The sequence below is a fragment of the Pseudomonas sp. 2822-17 genome (assembly GCF_002742485.1).
GTDB classification, from domain to species: Bacteria; Pseudomonadota; Gammaproteobacteria; order Pseudomonadales; family Pseudomonadaceae; genus Aquipseudomonas; species Aquipseudomonas cyclaminis.
In genome coordinates this window covers 40630-57373 of sequence record NZ_LJRZ01000926.1, presented here as the reverse complement: position 1 = coordinate 57373, position 16744 = coordinate 40630, and the positions used below count along the sequence as shown (strand labels likewise).

The following is a 16744-nucleotide window of genomic DNA, read 5'->3' as shown; positions in this document are numbered from 1 at the left end:
ATGAACCTGGCGCGCTACCGTTTTGTGCTGTCCCGGCCACTGCAATTGCTGCCGGTGCTGTTTGGCATCAGCCTGATTACCTTTGTGCTGGTGCGCTCCATTCCCGGCGACCCCGCGCGAGCCTTGCTCGGCTCGCGCAGCACACCGGACGCGTTGCTGAAGATCCGCGCCCAGTACGGCCTTGATCAGCCGTTGTGGCTGCAATACTTCTACTTTCTCAAGAACCTGCTCAAGGGCGACCTCGGGCAATCCCTGCTGTACAAAGTCGACGCGCTGAAGCTGATCGTCACCCGTATCGAGCCGACCTTGGTGCTGGTATTCGGCAGCGTGGTGCTGGCGCTGCTGATCGCGGTGCCGCTGGCGACCTGGGCGGCGCGCAATAAAGGTGGCTGGGCGGACAACCTGATTCGCGTGTTCACCACGGTGGGCCTGGGCATGCCGGCGTTTTGGCTGGGCTTGATGCTGATCCTGCTGCTGAGTGTGAAATGGGGCCTGTTCCCCGTGTCCGGCTACGGTCGCACCTGGCCGGACAAGGCGCACCATATGGTCCTGCCGTGCCTGACCATCGCGCTGGCGCTGTCGGCGGTGCTGGTGCGCAACCTGCGGGCGAGCATGTTGATGGAGTTGCAGGCGGACCACGTCACCGCCGCCCGTGCGCGCGGGCTGTCGGAAGCCGCGGTGTTTCGCCGCCATGTGCTGCCCAACTCTCTGGTGCCGGCGGTCAATCTGCTGGCGGTGAACATCGGCTGGCTGATCAGCGGCACGGTGGTGATCGAAAGCCTGTTCGCCATTCCCGGTATCGGCCAGTTGTTGGTGCGCGGCATCTTTACCCGCGATTACATGGTGGTGCAGGGCGTGGCCATGGTGTTGGCCTGCGCCACGGTGGTGGTCAACTTCATCGCGGATGTGGCGACAGTGGCCCTCGACCCACGGGTGAAGATGCAATGAGCAGCCGCCCGATGATCGCCCCATGGCGCTTGCGCCTGCGTTTTGGTTTTCGCAATGGCCGGCTGACTGCCGCGTGGGGGCTGTTGATCCTGTTGATATGGTTGGCCCTGGCGCTGTTTGCGCCGTGGATCGCGCCGTTTGATCCGATTGCGCAGAACACCGATATCAGCTTGATCGGTCCCAGCCTGGCTCATCCATTTGGCACTGATAACTACGGCCGTGACATTCTTTCGAGGGTGATTTGGGGCGCACGCATCGACCTGCAACTGGCGATCATCGGGGTGATTTTCCCGTTCATGATTGGCACCTTTGTGGGCGCAGTCTCGGGTTATATCGGCGGGCGTTTCGACAGTGTTTGCATGCGAGTGATTGATGTGATCCTCGCGTTCCCCTTCCTGGTGCTGATGCTGGCGATCATGGCCATCCTCGGCCCTGGCTTGAAGAGCTTTTATATCGCCATGGCGCTGGTGGGTTGGGTTTCGTATGCGCGGCTGATCCGTTCGCAGATCCTGGTACTCAAGGAAAGCGACTTCGCCCTGGCGGGCAAGAGCCTGGGCTTTGGTCACGGGCGCATCCTGTTCCGGCATTTGCTGCCCAACGCGATGTTTGGCTCGATTGTGTTTTCCATGTCCGATGCGGTGCTGGTGCTGCTTAACGGCGCCGCCGTGAGCTACCTGGGCCTGGGCGTGCAGCCGCCGACGGCGGAGTGGGGCACGATGGTCGCCGAGGGCCAGGCCTTTATCACCACGGCCTGGTGGATCTGCACCTTTCCTGGGCTGGCCATCGTGACCCTGGCCATGGGCTTCAGCCTGCTGGCCGATGGCGTTGCCCAAGTGCTGGGGGATCGCGCATGAGCCTGCTGCAAGTGCGCGACCTCAGTGTTATCGCCAACAATGCCGGGCGTGATGTGACGCTGGTCGATCGTGTGTCTTTCGACCTCGCCGAAGGAGAAATCCTGGGTCTGGTGGGCGAAAGCGGCTCTGGCAAAACCATGGCCTGTCGCGGCCTGATGCGCTTGCTGCCGTCGCCCAGCCTGCGGGTGCAGGGCGGTGCGGTGCGCCTTGCCGGCAAGGATCTGTTGCAACTGGATGACGCGGGCATGCGTGCCATACGCGGCGGGCAACTGGGCATGATTTTCCAGAACCCCAGCAGCCACCTCGACCCGTTGATGCGCATCGGCGAGCAGATCGCCGAGGGTATTCGCCTGCATCAGGGCGCGTCGAAAAAAGACGCCCGGCGACTGGCCATCGACGTGCTGCGCCAAGTGGGCATTCCCGATCCCCTGGCGCGGGTCGACAATTATCCGCACGAGTTTTCCGGCGGCATGCGCCAGCGCGCCATGATCGCCGTGGCCTTGGGCTGCAACCCCAAGGTGCTGATCGCCGACGAGCCGACCACCGCCCTGGATGTGACCGTGCAGGCGCAAATCCTGCGCCTGCTGCTGGACCTGCGCGACCAGCGTGGCCTGTCGATCATCATGATCACCCACGACCTGGGCGTGGTGGCGCAAACCTGTGATTCCATCGCGGTGATGTACGCCGGACGCCTGTGCGAGCACGGCAGCAAGTACGACCTGCTGGCCCATCCGCAACATCCCTACACCGCTGGCCTGATCGACTGCCAGCCGGCCCACAGCAGCGGCCACGCCTTGTTGCGCACCATCCCCGGCCAGCCGCCGTTGCTGGATGCGTTGCCCAATGGCTGCCGGTTCAACCCGCGCTGTCCGCAGGTCGGCGCCTTATGTACCGAGTTACTGCCCGAAGGCGCGCGCGTAGCCTGTCACTATCCGCTGGGAGAGCGTCCATGAGCCTGTTGCAGATCAAGGATCTGGAGGTGCGCTTCGCGGCGTCCGGCAGCGGTTTGTTTGGCCTGAACAAGCAGTGGGTGAGGGCGGTGAACGGTGTATCGCTGAACCTGGCGGCGGGCGAAACCCTGGGGTTGGTGGGCGAGTCCGGCAGCGGTAAAAGCACCCTCGGCCGGGCGATCCTGCACCTCAACCCGATCAGCGCCGGGCAGGTGTTGTTCGATGGCGTCGACATGGCCCATGGCAGTGCCATCGACATCGCCCGCCTGCGCCATGAAACGGCGATGATCTTCCAGGACCCCTATGCGGCGTTGAACCCGCGCCACACCATCGGCGAAACCATCGCTGAAGTGCTGCGGGTACAGCGCAAGGTTCCCGCCGAGCGCATCCCGGCGCGTGTCAACGAACTGCTTGATCTGGTCGGCTTGCGCCCCGAACTGGCCAATCGCAAGCCCGGTTCCCTCAGCGGCGGCCAATGCCAGCGGGTGGGCATTGCTCGCGCCCTGGCGGTAGAGCCGCGGTTGATCATCGCCGATGAGTGTGTGGCGGCGCTGGATGTGTCGATCCAGGGGCAGATCATCAACCTGCTGCTGGAACTGCAACAGCGCATGAACCTGGCCATCCTGTTTATCGCCCATGACCTGGCCATCGTGCGGCGCCTGTGCGACCGCGTGGCGGTGATGTACCTGGGCAAGATCGTCGAGGAAGGGCCGGTGGAGGCGGTGTTCAGCGCACCGCGCCATCCGTACACAGCGGCGTTGATCCAGGCGATCCCGGAGATCGATCCCCATCGGCCGTTGCCTGCAGAACCTTTGCTCGGTGAGCCGCCGAGCCCATTGAGTTTACCCACCGGCTGTGCCTTTCACCCACGTTGCCGGTATGCGCGCGCGATGTGTTCCGTGGTGTTGCCGCCTACTCATTTCCTGCACGAGCATCGATACAGTTGCGTGCTTGAAGCACCTTTGCTTTGACCTTTCCCTGCCATTCATGAACAAGGAGTTATGACATGCAATCCCGTCACTTGAAGTTGCTCGCCGCCGCTACGCTTACGGCTTGGTCCCTGACCGCTGGTTTGGCTCAGGCCGCTGGCGTGCTCACCATCGGCTGCCGTGAAGACAGCACCACCTTCGACCCGATCAAAAGTGCCCAAAACCGCGACACCTGGGTGTTCGCCAACGTCTACGACACCCTGGTGCGCGTGGATAACCTGGGCACCAAGATGGAGCCGGGCCTCGCCGAAAGCTGGGACATCTCCAAGGATGGCCTGACTTACACCTTCAAACTGCGCGATGCGAAATTCTCCGATGGCTCGGCGATCACCGCTGAAGACGCGGCGTTCAGCCTGTTGCGCATCCGCGATAACAAAGCCTCGTTGTGGGCTGATCCGTTCAACCTGATCAACACGGCCAAGGCCGCCGACGCGAAAACCCTGGTCGTCACCCTGAAGACGCCGGCCGTGGCTTTCCTCTCGCAACTGGCTTCGCCGACGGTCTCGATCCTGTCGGAAAAAGCCATGACCAAAATGGGCGAAGACGCCTACTCGGAAAACCCGGTGACGTCCGGCGCGTTTACCGTGGAAGAGTGGCGCAAGGGTGATCGGGTGATCCTGAAGAAGAACCCGAACTTCTGGCAGGCCAAGAACGTCAGCCTGGATGGTGTGGAATGGGTCTCGGTGACCGACGACAACACGCGCATGCGCATGGTGCAGAACAACGAACTGGACACGGCGATCTTCGTGCCGTTCTCCCGTGTTGAAGAGCTCAAGAAAGACCAGAACGTGGTGATCCACGCCGACCCGTCCACCCGTGAAGATCACCTGTTGATCAACCACGCCCACGGCCTGCTGGCCAAGCCCGAAGTGCGTCAGGCGCTGGACATGGCCATCGACAAGCAATCGCTGGTCAAGACCGCCACCTACGGTCAGGGCACCGTGGCGTATTCCTACATTCCAAAAGGCTCGCTGTACCACTACGCCAACAATCTGCAACGCCCGTACGACCCGACCGAAGCCAAGAAACTGCTGGCCGCTGCCGGTGCCAAGGATTTGAAGCTGAACTACGTGGTCAACGCGGGCAATGAGGCTGACGAGCAGATTGCGGTGATCATCAAGGACCAACTGGCCAAGGTGGGTGTGACGGCCAACCTGCAGAAGGTCGACCCGACCCAAAGCTGGCAGATGCTGGTGGACGGTGAGTACGATATTTCGGTGATGTACTGGACCAACGACATTCTCGACCCGGACCAGAAAACCACCTTCGTGCTGGGCCACGACACCAACCAGAACTACATGACCCGCTACAAGAACGACAAGGTCAAGGACCTCGTGGCCGCAGCGCGCATCGAGGCCGACCCGGCCAAGCGTGAGCAGATGTATGTCGAACTGCAGAAACTGGCGAAACAGGATGTGAACTGGATCGACTTGTACTATAGCCCCTACATCAACATCTCTCGCAAGAACGTGAGCAACTTCCTGCAGAACCCGCTGGGGCGTTTCACGCTTGAAGAAGTGGTGAAGAACTAAGTTCTAGAGAGCACTGCAATACCAATGTGGGAGGGGGCTTGCCCCCTGCCACATTCAAATCCAGGGCGTGTCAGATGTTACTGCGCGTCAAACGCCTGCCCGTTGATGCCGGTACTGTCCGGCCCCATCAGGTACAGGTACACCGGCATGATTTCTTCCGGCGCCGGCCTTTCCATCGGGTTTTCCCCTGGATACGCCTGGGCCCGCATGCTGGTACGTGTGCCGCCGGGGTTGATGCTGTTGGCCCGCACCGCCGCCACATCTTCAAGCTCATCGGCCAAGGTCTGCATCAAGCCTTCAGTGGCAAACTTCGACACCCCGTAAGCGCCCCAGTACGCCCGGCCCTTGCGCCCGACGCTGCTGGAGGTGAACACCACCGACGCATCCTGGGACAGCTTGAGCAGCGGCAACAAGGTGCTGGTGAGCATGAACATCGCGTTGACGTTGATGTGCATCACCCGCATGAAGTTCTCACCGGACAACTGCTCGATGGGCGTGCGTGGGCCAATGATCGAGGCGTTGTGCAACAGGCCGTCGAGGTGGCCGAACTCCTTTTCGATCATCGCTGCCAGCTCATCGTACTGATGGGGCAGGGCGGTCTCCAAATTGAATGGGATCACCACTGGCTGCGGCCGGCCGGCGGCTTCGATCTCGTCGTACACCTGGGCCAGGTTGGCTTCGGTCTTGCCCAGCAGCAAGACGGTGGCACCATGGGCGGCATACGTCTTGGCCGCCGCAGCGCCAATCCCGCGACCGGCACCGGTCACCAGGATGACCCTGCCTTTGAGCAGTTCTGGACGTGCGGAGTAATCAAACATAAATAGCCTCGACAGAATTCAGCAGCTTATGAACCCCAAATCTGAAAACACTGAAGATCCCCTGTGGGAGGGGGCTTGCCCCCGATGAGGGCCTGTCAGTAATAGGGGTGCGGGCTGGCACACCGCTATCGGGGGCAAGCCCCCTCCCACATTGCATCTTCATAGGGGGCGTTGAATAGTCAGCAACTGCACAGCGCGTTATCCAGCACCTTGCGCAGTTCCAGCGGGTGATCCACCACCACATCCGCTCCCCAATGGCGCGGGTTGTCGTCCGGGTGGATGTAGCCATAGGTCACCGCCGCCGTGCGTGTGCCGGCATCGCGGCCGGACTCGATGTCACGCAGGTCATCGCCCACGAACAACACGCTGGCCGGGTCCAGGCCGAGCATCTTGCACGCCAGGATCATCGGCTCCGGGTCCGGCTTGCTGTTTGTCACGTGGTCCGGACAGATCAGCAAGGCCGAGCGCTCGGCCAGGCCCAACTGCTGCATGATCGGTTCGGCGAAGCGCAGTGGCTTGTTGGTGACTACGCCCCAGACCAGCTTGGCCTTCTCGATGTCTGCCAGCAGCTCGGCCATGCCGTCGAACAGCTTGCTGTGCACCGCGCAGTCCTTCAGGTAGCGCTCCAGGAATTCCTGGCGCAGTTCCTCAAAACCCGGCGACTCCGGGTCCATCGAGAAGGTCACGGCGACCATCGCCCGCGCACCGCCGGAGATTTCATCGCGGATGTGCTGCGGGTTGACCGGTGGCAGGCCACGGTCGGCGCGCATGGCCTGGCAGATGGCGATAAAGTCCGGCGCGGTGTCCAGCAGGGTACCGTCCATGTCGAAGAGAACCGCTCGCAACTTCACAGGCTTACTCCTCGCGCAGAGTCTGGATCATGTAGTTGACGTCAACGTCGTTGGCCAGCTTGTAGTGCTTGGTCAGCGGGTTGTAGGTCAGGCCGATGATGTCCTTGACGGTCAGGCCGGCCTGGCGGCTCCACGCGCCCAGCTCGGACGGGCGGATGAATTTCTTGAAGTCATGGGTGCCGCGCGGCAGCAGCTTCATGATGTATTCGGCGCCGATGATCGCGAACAGGTAAGCCTTGGGGTTGCGGTTGATGGTGGAGAAGAACACCTGGCCGCCGGGCTTGACCATGCGGAAACAGGCGCGGATCACCGAGGACGGGTCCGGCACGTGCTCAAGCATCTCAAGGCAGGTGACCACATCGAACTGCTCGGGCATCTCTTCAGCCAGGTCTTCGGCGGTGATCTGGCGGTATTCCACGCTCACGCCGGACTCCAACTGGTGCAACTGGGCCACGGCCAGCGGCGCTTCACCCATGTCGATGCCCATTACTGTGGCGCCGCGCTGGGCCATGGCTTCGCTGAGAATGCCGCCGCCGCAGCCGACGTCCAGCACCTTCTTGCCGGCCAGGTTGACGCGTTCGTCAATCCAGTTGACCCGCAGCGGGTTGATGTCGTGCAGGGGCTTGAACTCGCTTTCGCGGTCCCACCAGCGGTGGGCCAGGGCTTCAAACTTGGCGATTTCGGCGTGGTCGACGTTGCTCATGGTGCATCCTCTAAATCTGATAAATCGGGTTGTCGGTCCTGGACACGCGGGTCCAGGGCCGGCGTTATTCGGTGTGCCCGCTGATGCGTTTGCCCCAGGCAATGGCCGTGGCGGTCAACTGGTGTTCATCCATGCGGGTCAATTGCCGGTCGTCGAGCAACTGCTTGCCGGCGGCCCAAACGTGTTTCACGCAATCGCGTCCGGTGGCATATATAAGCTGTGAGACCGGATCGTAGATCGGTTGTTGCGCCAGTCCTGACAGGTCGAACGCGACGATATCCGCTGCCTTGCCCACTTCCAGTGAGCCAATCTCGCTTTCCAGGCCCATGGCTCGCGCACCGTTGAGCGTAGCCATGCGCAGTGCACGGTGCGCGTCCAGGGCAGTCGCCGAGCCGGCGACCGCCTTGGCCAGCATCGCAGCGGTGCGGGTTTCACCCAACAAATCCAGGTCATTATTGCTGGCGGCGCCATCGGTGCCGATGGCCACATTGACCCCAGCCTGCCACAGACGCTCCACCGGGCAAAAGCCGCTGGCCAGTTTAAGGTTGGATTCCGGGCAATGGATGACGCTGGTGTTGCTTTCTACCAGTAAAGCCAGGTCGTCCTCGCTGATTTGGGTCATATGAACGGCCTGGAAGCGCGGACCGAGCAGCCCGAGGCGGCCCAGGCGTGCCAGCGGGCGTTCGCCGGTCTGTTCGACGGCTTGCTGCACCTCGAAGGCGGTCTCGTGCACGTGCATATGGATTGCGGCGTCCAGCTCTTCGGCAATTACCCGGACCTTTTCAAGGTTGGCATCGCACACGGTATAGGGCGCGTGGGGGCCGAACGTGATCTTGATGCGCGGGTGGTGCTTGAGGTCGCCGAACAGCTCGATGCCCTGACGGATCGCCTCATCGGCGCTGCTGGCGCCGGGAATCGGGAAGTCGAGGATCGGAATTGCGATCTGTGCACGTATGCCGCTGTTGTGCACGCAATCGCTGGCGACTTTGGGGTAGAAGTACATGTCAGAGAAGCAGGTGATGCCGCCCTTGAGCTGTTCGGCGATGGCCAGGTCGGTGCCATCACGAACGAAGGCTTCATCGACCCACTTGGCCTCGGCGGGCCAGATGTATTTTTCCAGCCAGGTCATCAGGGGCAGGTCATCGGCGAGGCCGCGAAACAGGCTCATCGCCGCGTGGCCGTGGGCGTTGATCAGGCCGGGGCTGAGCAGCATGCCCGGCAGTTCGCGCACTTCGCTGGCCGCCAGCTTCAACGCCGCGGCCCGTGGCCCGATAAAGGCAATGCGCCCATCGCGGATGCCCACGCCATGTTCCTTGAGCACTACGCCAGCAGGTTCGACAGGTACCAGCCAGGTTGGCAGTAGCAGTAAGTCGAGCGGGGCGGCAGTGGAGGTCATCGCAGGCTTCTTCCCGGGCAGCTATAAAAGAAGCGCGAAGTATACCCGAGCGTCCTGGCTGGCGGATCGCTATAATCGGCGGCTTTTGTTCATGAGTGCGGAGTAAGGGATGCGCGATCGACTGTTGGCAGCGGAGAAAGTGAAGGCCATCGATTGGCGTGATGGCACGCTGTACCTGCTCGATCAACGTGCCTTGCCCTCCCAGGAAACCTGGGTGGCCTGCTCCACCGTCGATGACGTCGCTGCCGCCATTCGCGCCATGGTCGTGCGCGGTGCGCCGGCCATCGGTATCAGTGCGGCCTATGGCCTGGTGCTGGCCGCCCGTGATCGCGTTGCCGAGGGCGGTGACTGGCAGGCCGCGTGGGAGGAAGACTACGCGCTGTTGGCCGATACGCGTCCCACTGCGGCGAACCTGTTCTGGGCCCTCAAACGCATGCGTGACCGCCTGGATCGCGTCAAGACACACGCTGACCCGCTGGCTGTCCTGGAAACAGAGGCCATTGCAATCCATGAAAGTGATCGCGAAGCCAATCTGGTGATGGCCCAACTGGGCGTCGAGCGGATTCGCAAGCACCAAGGCAACGCCCAGGCGATCCTGACCCATGGCAACGCCGGCGCATTGGCGACGGGGGGTGTCGGCACGGCCCTCGGGGTGGTGCGTGCCGCCTTTCTTGAGGGGTTGGTCGAGCACGTCTATGCCAATGAAACCCGGCCCTGGCTGCAAGGTTCGCGGCTGACGGCCTGGGAGTTGGCGGGCGAGGGCATCCCGGTTTCGGTGAATGCTGATTCTGCGGGCGCACATATCCTCAAGACCAAAGGCGTGACCTGGGTAATCGTCGGGGCTGACTGCATTGCGGCCAATGGCGATGTGATCGGCCCGATCGGCACGTACCAGTTGGCGGTGTGCGCCATGCATCACGGCGTGCGCTTTATGGTGGTGGCGCCGAGTTCGACTCTGGATCTGATGATGGCCACTGGCGATGATGTTGCGTTGGAAGAACGTGATCCCGGCGAGTTGCTGGACGTGAAGGGTCAGCGCCTGGAAGTGGCTGCTTTTAATCCGGTATTTGATGTGACCCCGGCTGATCTTATTGATGTGATCGTGACCGAGAAGGGGGTTGTCGAGCGGCCGGATACAGCCAAACTGGCCAAGTTGATGTGCCGTAAGCGGTTGCATTGAGGGCCTTGGCGTCTGTGAAAATGCTATCGGGGGCAAGCCCCCTCCCACACTTGGATTGTGAGCACAGTCAAAATGTGGGAGGGGGCTTGCCCCCGATGGGTCTATAAAGTCAACAAAACCCTCGGATCCGATCTCAAAAAATGGCACCACCGCGCCTCTGAGCCCCTCTCGTCTCCCTCACGCCTGTCATCCGTCAAATTACTAGTCTCCATGCGCATCAGGGGGATAGGTGCGTGGCGGCGATTGTGATAACATCCGGCGGTTTCCAGGGCCGCCCCGAGGGGTTGCCTATAACGTGCAGATCCGTGTCATAACTCGTTGATTTGTCGTAAGTCGTTGTCAGGCACTCTGCCGGCAGCGGCGAGCTTCGTTCGTCCCATATGGATGTGACGAGGTTTCACCCGAAAAAGGAATCAGGCTTCTCATGGGCGAACTGGCCAAAGAAATCCTCCCGGTCAATATCGAAGACGAGCTGAAACAGTCCTACCTCGACTACGCGATGAGCGTGATTGTCGGTCGGGCACTGCCTGATGCGCGCGATGGCTTGAAGCCCGTGCACCGGCGTGTGCTGTTCGCGATGAGCGAGCTGGGTAACGACTGGAACAAGCCGTACAAGAAATCTGCCCGTGTTGTCGGTGACGTGATCGGTAAGTATCACCCTCACGGCGACACTGCGGTGTACGACACCATCGTTCGGATGGCCCAGCCGTTTTCCCTGCGCTACCTGCTGGTAGACGGCCAGGGTAACTTCGGTTCCGTCGACGGCGACAACGCCGCGGCCATGCGATACACCGAAGTGCGCATGACCAAGCTGGCACACGAGCTGCTGGCCGACCTGCATAAAGAAACCGTGGACTGGGTGCCGAACTACGACGGCACCGAAATGATCCCGGCTGTCATGCCGACCCGTATTCCCAACCTGCTGGTCAACGGTTCCAGCGGTATCGCCGTGGGCATGGCGACCAACATCCCGCCGCACAACCTCGGTGAAGTCATCGACGGTTGCCTGGCCCTCATCGACAACCCCGAGCTGACCGTCGATGAGCTGATGCAGTACATCCCGGGTCCGGATTTCCCGACTGCCGCGATCATCAACGGTCGCGCCGGCATCATCGAAGCCTACCGCACCGGCCGTGGCCGCATTTACATGCGTGCCCGCTCGATGATCGAAGACATCGACAAGGTCGGTGGCCGCCAGCAGATCGTCATCACCGAACTCCCGTACCAGCTCAACAAGGCGCGCCTGATCGAGAAGATCGCCGAGCTGGTCAAAGAGAAGAAGCTGGAAGGCATCACCGAACTGCGCGACGAGTCCGACAAAGACGGTATGCGCGTCGTGATCGAGCTGCGTCGTGGTGAAGTGCCTGAGGTGATCCTCAACAACCTCTATGCCCAGACCCAGCTGCAAAGCGTGTTTGGTATCAACGTGGTTGCCCTGATCGATGGCCGTCCACGCATCCTGAACCTCAAGGACCTGCTGGAAGCCTTCGTGCGTCACCGCCGCGAAGTGGTCACCCGCCGCACCGTGTTCGAACTGCGCAAGGCCCGCGAACGCGGCCACATCCTGGAAGGCCAGGCGGTTGCACTGTCGAACATCGACCCGGTTATCGCCCTGATCAAAGCTTCCCCGACCCCGTCGGAAGCAAAAGAAGCACTGATCAAGATGCCGTGGGAATCCAGCGCCGTAGTGGCCATGGTTGAACGTGCCGGTGCCGACTCGTGCCGTCCGGAGACGCTGGACCCGCAATACGGTCTGCGCGAAGGCAAGTATTTCCTGTCGCCGGAACAGGCCCAGGCCATTCTGGAACTGCGTCTGCACCGTCTGACCGGCCTGGAACACGAGAAACTGCTGGCCGAGTACCAGGAGATCCTCAACCAGATCGGCGAGCTGATCCGCATCCTCAACAGCGCCGTGCGCCTGATGGAAGTGATCCGCGAAGAGCTGGAAGTGATCCGCGCCGAATACGGCGACGTGCGTCGCACCGAAATTCTCGATGCCCGCCTCGACCTGACCCTGGGCGACATGATCCCGGAAGAAGAGCGCGTGGTGACCATCTCCCACGGCGGCTATGCCAAGACCCAGCCATTGGCTGCGTACCAGGCCCAGCGTCGTGGCGGTAAAGGTAAATCGGCTACTGGCGTGAAGGATGAGGACTACATCGCTCACCTGCTGGTCGCCAACAGCCATACCACGCTGCTGCTGTTCTCCAGCAAGGGCAAGGTGTACTGGCTCAAAACCTACGAAATCCCGGAAGCCTCCCGCGCCGCCCGTGGTCGTCCGCTGGTCAACCTGCTGCCGCTGGACAGTGATGAATACATCACCACCATGCTGCCGGTAGACGAATACACCGAAGGTCACTTCATCTTCATGGCGACTGCCAAAGGCACCGTGAAGAAGACCCCGCTGGAATCCTTCAGCCGCCAGCGCAGCGTGGGCCTGATCGCCCTGGAGCTGGACGAAGGCGACGTGCTGATCTCCGCCGCCATCACCGACGGCGAGCGTGAAGTCATGCTGTTCTCCGACGGCGGCAAGGTCACGCGCTTCAAGGAATCCGACGTGCGTGCCATGGGCCGTACCGCCCGCGGTGTGCGCGGCATGCGTCTGCCGGAAGGGCAGAAGCTGATTTCGATGCTGATCCCGGAAGAAGGCAGCCAGATCCTGACCGCTTCGGCGCGTGGCTATGGCAAGCGTACGGCCATCGGCGAGTTCCCGGAGTACAAGCGTGGCGGCCAGGGCGTTATCGCCATGGTCAGCAACGATCGCAACGGCCGTCTGGTCGGCGCAGTCCAGGTGCTCGACGGCGAGGAGATCATGCTGATTTCCGACCAGGGCACCCTGGTGCGTACCCGTGTGGCTGAAGTGTCGAGCCTGGGCCGTAACACCCAGGGCGTGACGCTGATCAAGCTGGCCAGCGACGAGACACTGGTTGGCCTGGAGCGTGTCCAGGAACCATCGGAAGTGGAAGGTGAAGAGCTGGACGAGGCCGATGCCGAGTTCGCACGTGAGGTAATGGCAAGCGGCGATGATATCGTCGACGAGCCAACCCTCGACGCTGCCGCAGACGAAGAAGAACCGCAGGAATAAGCGGACACACAGGGGGCGGATGAAGATTCGCCCCCTTGTTGTTTGTCCCTTATGAAAGTATTGAAATACCCGTTTATTGCACCACCCCACCAGATCAGAGTGAGATTGGATGTGAGCAAGAGAGCCTATAACTTCTGTGCCGGTCCCGCGGCGCTTCCTGAAGCAGTCCTGCAGCGTGCGCAGGGTGAACTCCTCGACTGGCATGGAAAAGGCCTCTCCGTGATGGAAATGAGCCATCGCAGTGATGAGTTCGTGTCCATTGCGACCAAGGCCGAGCAGGATCTGCGCGACTTGCTGGACATCCCCTCCCATTACAAAGTGCTGTTCCTGCAAGGCGGCGCGAGCCAGCAGTTCGCTCAGATCCCGCTGAACCTGCTACCGGAAGACGGCACGGCCGACTACATCGACACCGGCATCTGGGGTCAGAAGGCTATTGAAGAGGCCTCGCGCTACGGTCACGTCAATGTGGCCGGCACCGCCAAGCCCTACGACTACTTCGCCATTCCCGGTCAGAACGAATGGAAGTTGTCGAAGGACGCTGCCTACGTGCACTACGTGCAGAACGAAACCATCGGCGGCCTGGAATTTGACTGGGTGCCGGAAGTTGGCGATGTGCCATTGGTGTGCGACATGTCTTCGGACATCCTTTCGCGCCCGATCGACGTGTCCAAGTACGGCATGATCTACGCCGGTGCGCAAAAGAACATCGGCCCAAGTGGCATCCTGGTCAACATCGTCCGCGAAGACCTGTTGGGGCGTGCCCGTTCGCTGTGCCCGACCATGCTCAACTACAAGGTCGCGGCCGACAATGGCTCGATGTACAACACCCCGCCGGCGTTTTCCTGGTACCTGTCCGGCCTCGTGTTCGAGTGGCTGAAAGAGCAGGGCGGTGTCGCCGCCATGGGCAAGCTCAACGAAGAGAAGAAGCGCACCCTGTACGACTTCATCGACGCCAGCGGCCTGTACAGCAACCCGATCAACCTGACCGACCGCTCGTGGATGAACGTGCCGTTCCGCCTGGCTGACGACCGTCTGGACAAGCCATTCCTGGCCGGTGCCGACGAGCGTGGCCTGCTGAACCTCAAGGGCCATCGTTCAGTCGGCGGCATGCGCGCCTCCATCTATAACGCTGTCGACATCCACGCGATCAACGCGCTGGTGGCCTACATGGCAGAGTTCGAAAAGGAACACGGCTAATGTCTGAACAAGAGCTCAAGGCCCTGCGTGTACGCATTGACAGCCTGGACGAGAAAGTCCTGGAACTGATCAGTGAGCGTGCGCGATGCGCCCAGGAAGTGGCACGGGTGAAGATGGCGTCCCTGGCTGAAGGCGAAGTGCCGGTGTTCTACCGTCCCGAGCGTGAGGCCCAGGTGCTCAAGCGCGTGATGGAGCGCAACAAGGGGCCGCTGGGCAACGAAGAGATGGCGCGGTTGTTCCGTGAAATCATGTCGTCGTGCCTCGCGCTGGAGCAGCCGCTGAAGGTGGCTTACCTCGGTCCTGAAGGTACGTTTACCCAGGCGGCAGCCATGAAGCACTTCGGCCACGCGGTGATCAGCAAGCCGATGGCGGCCATCGACGAAGTGTTCCGTGAAGTCGCGGCCGGTGCGGTGAACTTTGGCGTGGTACCGGTGGAAAATTCCACCGAGGGCGCGGTCAACCACACCCTGGACAGCTTCCTTGAGCATGACATGGTGATCTGCGGCGAAGTCGAGCTGCGTATCCACCACCACCTGCTGGTGGGCGAGAACACCAAGACCGACAGCATCAGCCGCATCTACTCCCACGCCCAGTCCCTGGCCCAGTGCCGCAAGTGGCTGGATGCCCATTACCCGAATGTCGAGCGCGTGGCGGTGTCCAGCAACGCCGAAGCGGCCAAGCGGGTCAAGGGGGAGTGGAACTCGGCGGCGATTGCCGGCGATATGGCCGCAGGCCTGTACGGCCTGACGCGCCTGGCCGAGAAAATCGAGGATCGCCCGGATAACTCCACGCGCTTCCTGATGATCGGCAGCCAGGAAGTGCCGCCGACCGGCGACGACAAGACCTCGATCATCGTCTCCATGAGCAACAAGCCCGGCGCGCTGCATGAGCTGCTGGTGCCGTTCCATGACAACGGGATTGACCTGACGCGCATTGAGACTCGTCCTTCGCGCAGCGGTAAATGGACCTACGTGTTCTTTATCGACTTCATCGGCCATCACCGCGACCCGCTGGTCAAAGGTGTGCTCGAGAAAATCAGTCAAGAGGCCGTGGCACTCAAGGTGCTGGGCTCTTACCCGAAAGCGGTTTTGTGAGGCGTTAACATGAGTGGCAACTTCCTCGCCCTGGCTCAGCCGGGCGTGCAACAACTGTCGCCTTACGTCCCGGGCAAGCCTGTGGACGAGCTGGCGCGTGAGTTGAACCTGGATCCTTCGAAGATCGTCAAGCTGGCGAGCAACGAGAACCCGCTGGGCCCGAGCCCCAAAGTGCTCGCGGCGATTCGCGAAGAGCTGGCCGAGCTGACCCGTTATCCCGATGGCAACGGCTTTGCCCTCAAGTCGTTGCTGGCGGAAAAATGTCGGGTCGAGCTGAACCAGGTGACGCTGGGCAATGGCTCCAACGACATCCTTGAGCTGGTCGGTCGTGCCTACCTGGCGCCGGGCCTGAATGCGGTGTTCAGTGAGCACGCGTTTGCGGTCTACCCGATCGTCACTCAGGCCGTCGGTGCTGACGCGCGTGTGATTCCTGCCAAGGATTGGGGCCATGACCTGCCAGCGATGCTGGCGGCCATCGATGCCCAGACCCGCGTGGTGTTTATCGCCAACCCGAACAACCCGACCGGCACCTGGTTCGATGAGCAGGCGCTGAACGAGTTTTTGCAGGATGTGCCAGAGCACGTGCTGGTGGTGTTGGACGAGGCCTACATCGAATACGCCGAAGGCGGCGACCTGCCGGATGGCCTGGACTTCCTGGCGGCGTACCCGAACCTGCTGGTGTCGCGCACCTTCTCCAAGGCTTACGGCCTGGCCTCGCTGCGGGTTGGTTATGGCCTGTCCACGGCGGTCGTGGCTGATGTGCTGAACCGCGTGCGCCAACCGTTCAACGTCAACAGCCTCGCCCTGGCGGCGGCCTGTGCAGCGGTGAAGGATGCCGAGTACCTGGAAGAGGGTCGCCGGATCAACGAAAGCGGCATGCTGCAGTTGCAGGCAGGCTTGCATGAGTTGGGCCTGGGCTGGATTCCGTCCAAGGGCAACTTCATCTGCGTCGACCTCGGCCAAGTGGCTGCGCCTGTGTTCCAGGGCCTGTTGCGCGAAGGCGTGATTGTGCGTCCGGTGGCCAACTACGGCATGCCGAACCACCTGCGTATCACTATCGGTTTGCCGGCTGAAAACAATCGTTTCCTGGAGGCGCTGGCCAAGGTTCTGGCTCGTGGTTGATGTCACTGCATTGCAACCTGCTGTG

General features: G+C 61.7%; 14 protein-coding genes. 10 read left to right on the top strand and 4 right to left on the bottom strand.

Features of this window, described 5'->3' with window-relative positions:
* From AOA60_RS29995 to AOA60_RS29975, 5 genes are read left to right on the top strand one after another with little or no spacing between them, the layout of a single operon-like run.
* Positions 1 to 948: an ABC transporter permease gene (locus AOA60_RS29995; RefSeq protein WP_099587348.1), complete on the top strand. Its 948-nt coding sequence runs from the start codon at positions 1 to 3 to the stop codon at positions 946 to 948.
* Positions 945 to 1802, top strand: coding sequence for an ABC transporter permease (locus tag AOA60_RS29990; RefSeq protein WP_099587347.1), 858 nt, complete (start codon positions 945 to 947; stop codon positions 1800 to 1802). Before AOA60_RS29995 ends, AOA60_RS29990 begins: the two co-directional genes overlap by 4 nt.
* Positions 1799 to 2755, top strand: a complete 957-nt coding sequence (locus AOA60_RS29985) for an ABC transporter ATP-binding protein (RefSeq protein ID WP_099587346.1) — start codon at positions 1799 to 1801, stop codon at positions 2753 to 2755. Before AOA60_RS29990 ends, AOA60_RS29985 begins: the two co-directional genes overlap by 4 nt.
* Positions 2752 to 3723 (top strand): ABC transporter ATP-binding protein, encoded by a 972-nt coding sequence (locus AOA60_RS29980; RefSeq protein WP_099587345.1) that lies wholly within the window; start codon positions 2752 to 2754, stop codon positions 3721 to 3723. The genes AOA60_RS29985 and AOA60_RS29980 overlap by 4 nt, the downstream gene beginning before the upstream one ends.
* A 35-nt stretch (positions 3724 to 3758) precedes the next feature.
* Positions 3759 to 5273: an ABC transporter substrate-binding protein gene (locus tag AOA60_RS29975; RefSeq protein WP_099587344.1), complete on the top strand. Its 1515-nt coding sequence runs from the start codon at positions 3759 to 3761 to the stop codon at positions 5271 to 5273.
* Positions 5274 to 5350: 77 nt separating this feature from the next.
* Here AOA60_RS29975 and AOA60_RS29970 read toward each other — a convergent pair whose 3' ends face one another.
* The 4 genes from AOA60_RS29970 to AOA60_RS29955 all read right to left on the bottom strand — a co-directional run bounded on the left by AOA60_RS29970 (position 5351) and on the right by AOA60_RS29955 (position 9041).
* The gene (locus tag AOA60_RS29970; protein ID WP_099587343.1) at positions 5351 to 6091 is read right to left on the bottom strand and encodes a YciK family oxidoreductase; all 741 of its coding nucleotides are present in this window, start codon (positions 6089 to 6091) and stop codon (positions 5351 to 5353) included.
* A gap of 179 nt (positions 6092 to 6270) precedes the next feature.
* On the bottom strand, positions 6271 to 6942 hold the full coding sequence (gene mupP / locus AOA60_RS29965; RefSeq protein WP_099587342.1) for an N-acetylmuramic acid 6-phosphate phosphatase MupP: 672 nt from the start codon (positions 6940 to 6942) through the stop codon (positions 6271 to 6273).
* Between the two features lie 4 nt (positions 6943 to 6946).
* Complete coding sequence (gene ubiG / locus AOA60_RS29960) at positions 6947 to 7645, bottom strand: bifunctional 2-polyprenyl-6-hydroxyphenol methylase/3-demethylubiquinol 3-O-methyltransferase UbiG (protein WP_099587341.1); 699 nt, start codon at positions 7643 to 7645, stop codon at positions 6947 to 6949.
* A 64-nt stretch (positions 7646 to 7709) separates the two neighbouring features.
* Positions 7710 to 9041, bottom strand: a complete 1332-nt coding sequence (locus AOA60_RS29955; protein WP_099587340.1) for a TRZ/ATZ family hydrolase — start codon at positions 9039 to 9041, stop codon at positions 7710 to 7712.
* 109 nt (positions 9042 to 9150) lie between these two features.
* Between AOA60_RS29955 and mtnA the strand changes: the two genes are divergently transcribed.
* The 5 genes from mtnA to hisC all read left to right on the top strand — a co-directional run bounded on the left by mtnA (position 9151) and on the right by hisC (position 16719).
* Positions 9151 to 10221 (top strand): S-methyl-5-thioribose-1-phosphate isomerase, encoded by a 1071-nt coding sequence (gene mtnA / locus AOA60_RS29950; protein WP_099587339.1) that lies wholly within the window; start codon positions 9151 to 9153, stop codon positions 10219 to 10221.
* A gap of 424 nt (positions 10222 to 10645) precedes the next feature.
* Positions 10646 to 13306: a DNA gyrase subunit A gene (gene gyrA, locus AOA60_RS29945; RefSeq protein WP_099587338.1), complete on the top strand. Its 2661-nt coding sequence runs from the start codon at positions 10646 to 10648 to the stop codon at positions 13304 to 13306.
* Positions 13307 to 13417: 111 nt separating this feature from the next.
* Positions 13418 to 14503, top strand: coding sequence for a 3-phosphoserine/phosphohydroxythreonine transaminase (gene serC, locus AOA60_RS29940; RefSeq protein ID WP_099587337.1), 1086 nt, complete (start codon positions 13418 to 13420; stop codon positions 14501 to 14503).
* Positions 14503 to 15597 (top strand): prephenate dehydratase, encoded by a 1095-nt coding sequence (pheA, locus tag AOA60_RS29935; RefSeq protein ID WP_003172650.1) that lies wholly within the window; start codon positions 14503 to 14505, stop codon positions 15595 to 15597. Before serC ends, pheA begins: the two co-directional genes overlap by 1 nt.
* 9 nt (positions 15598 to 15606) lie before the next feature.
* Positions 15607 to 16719 carry a histidinol-phosphate transaminase gene (gene hisC / locus AOA60_RS29930; RefSeq protein ID WP_099587336.1) on the top strand — a complete coding sequence of 371 codons (1113 nt, stop codon included), beginning with the start codon at positions 15607 to 15609 and terminating at the stop codon, positions 16717 to 16719.
* Positions 16720 to 16744 lie beyond the last annotated feature (25 nt).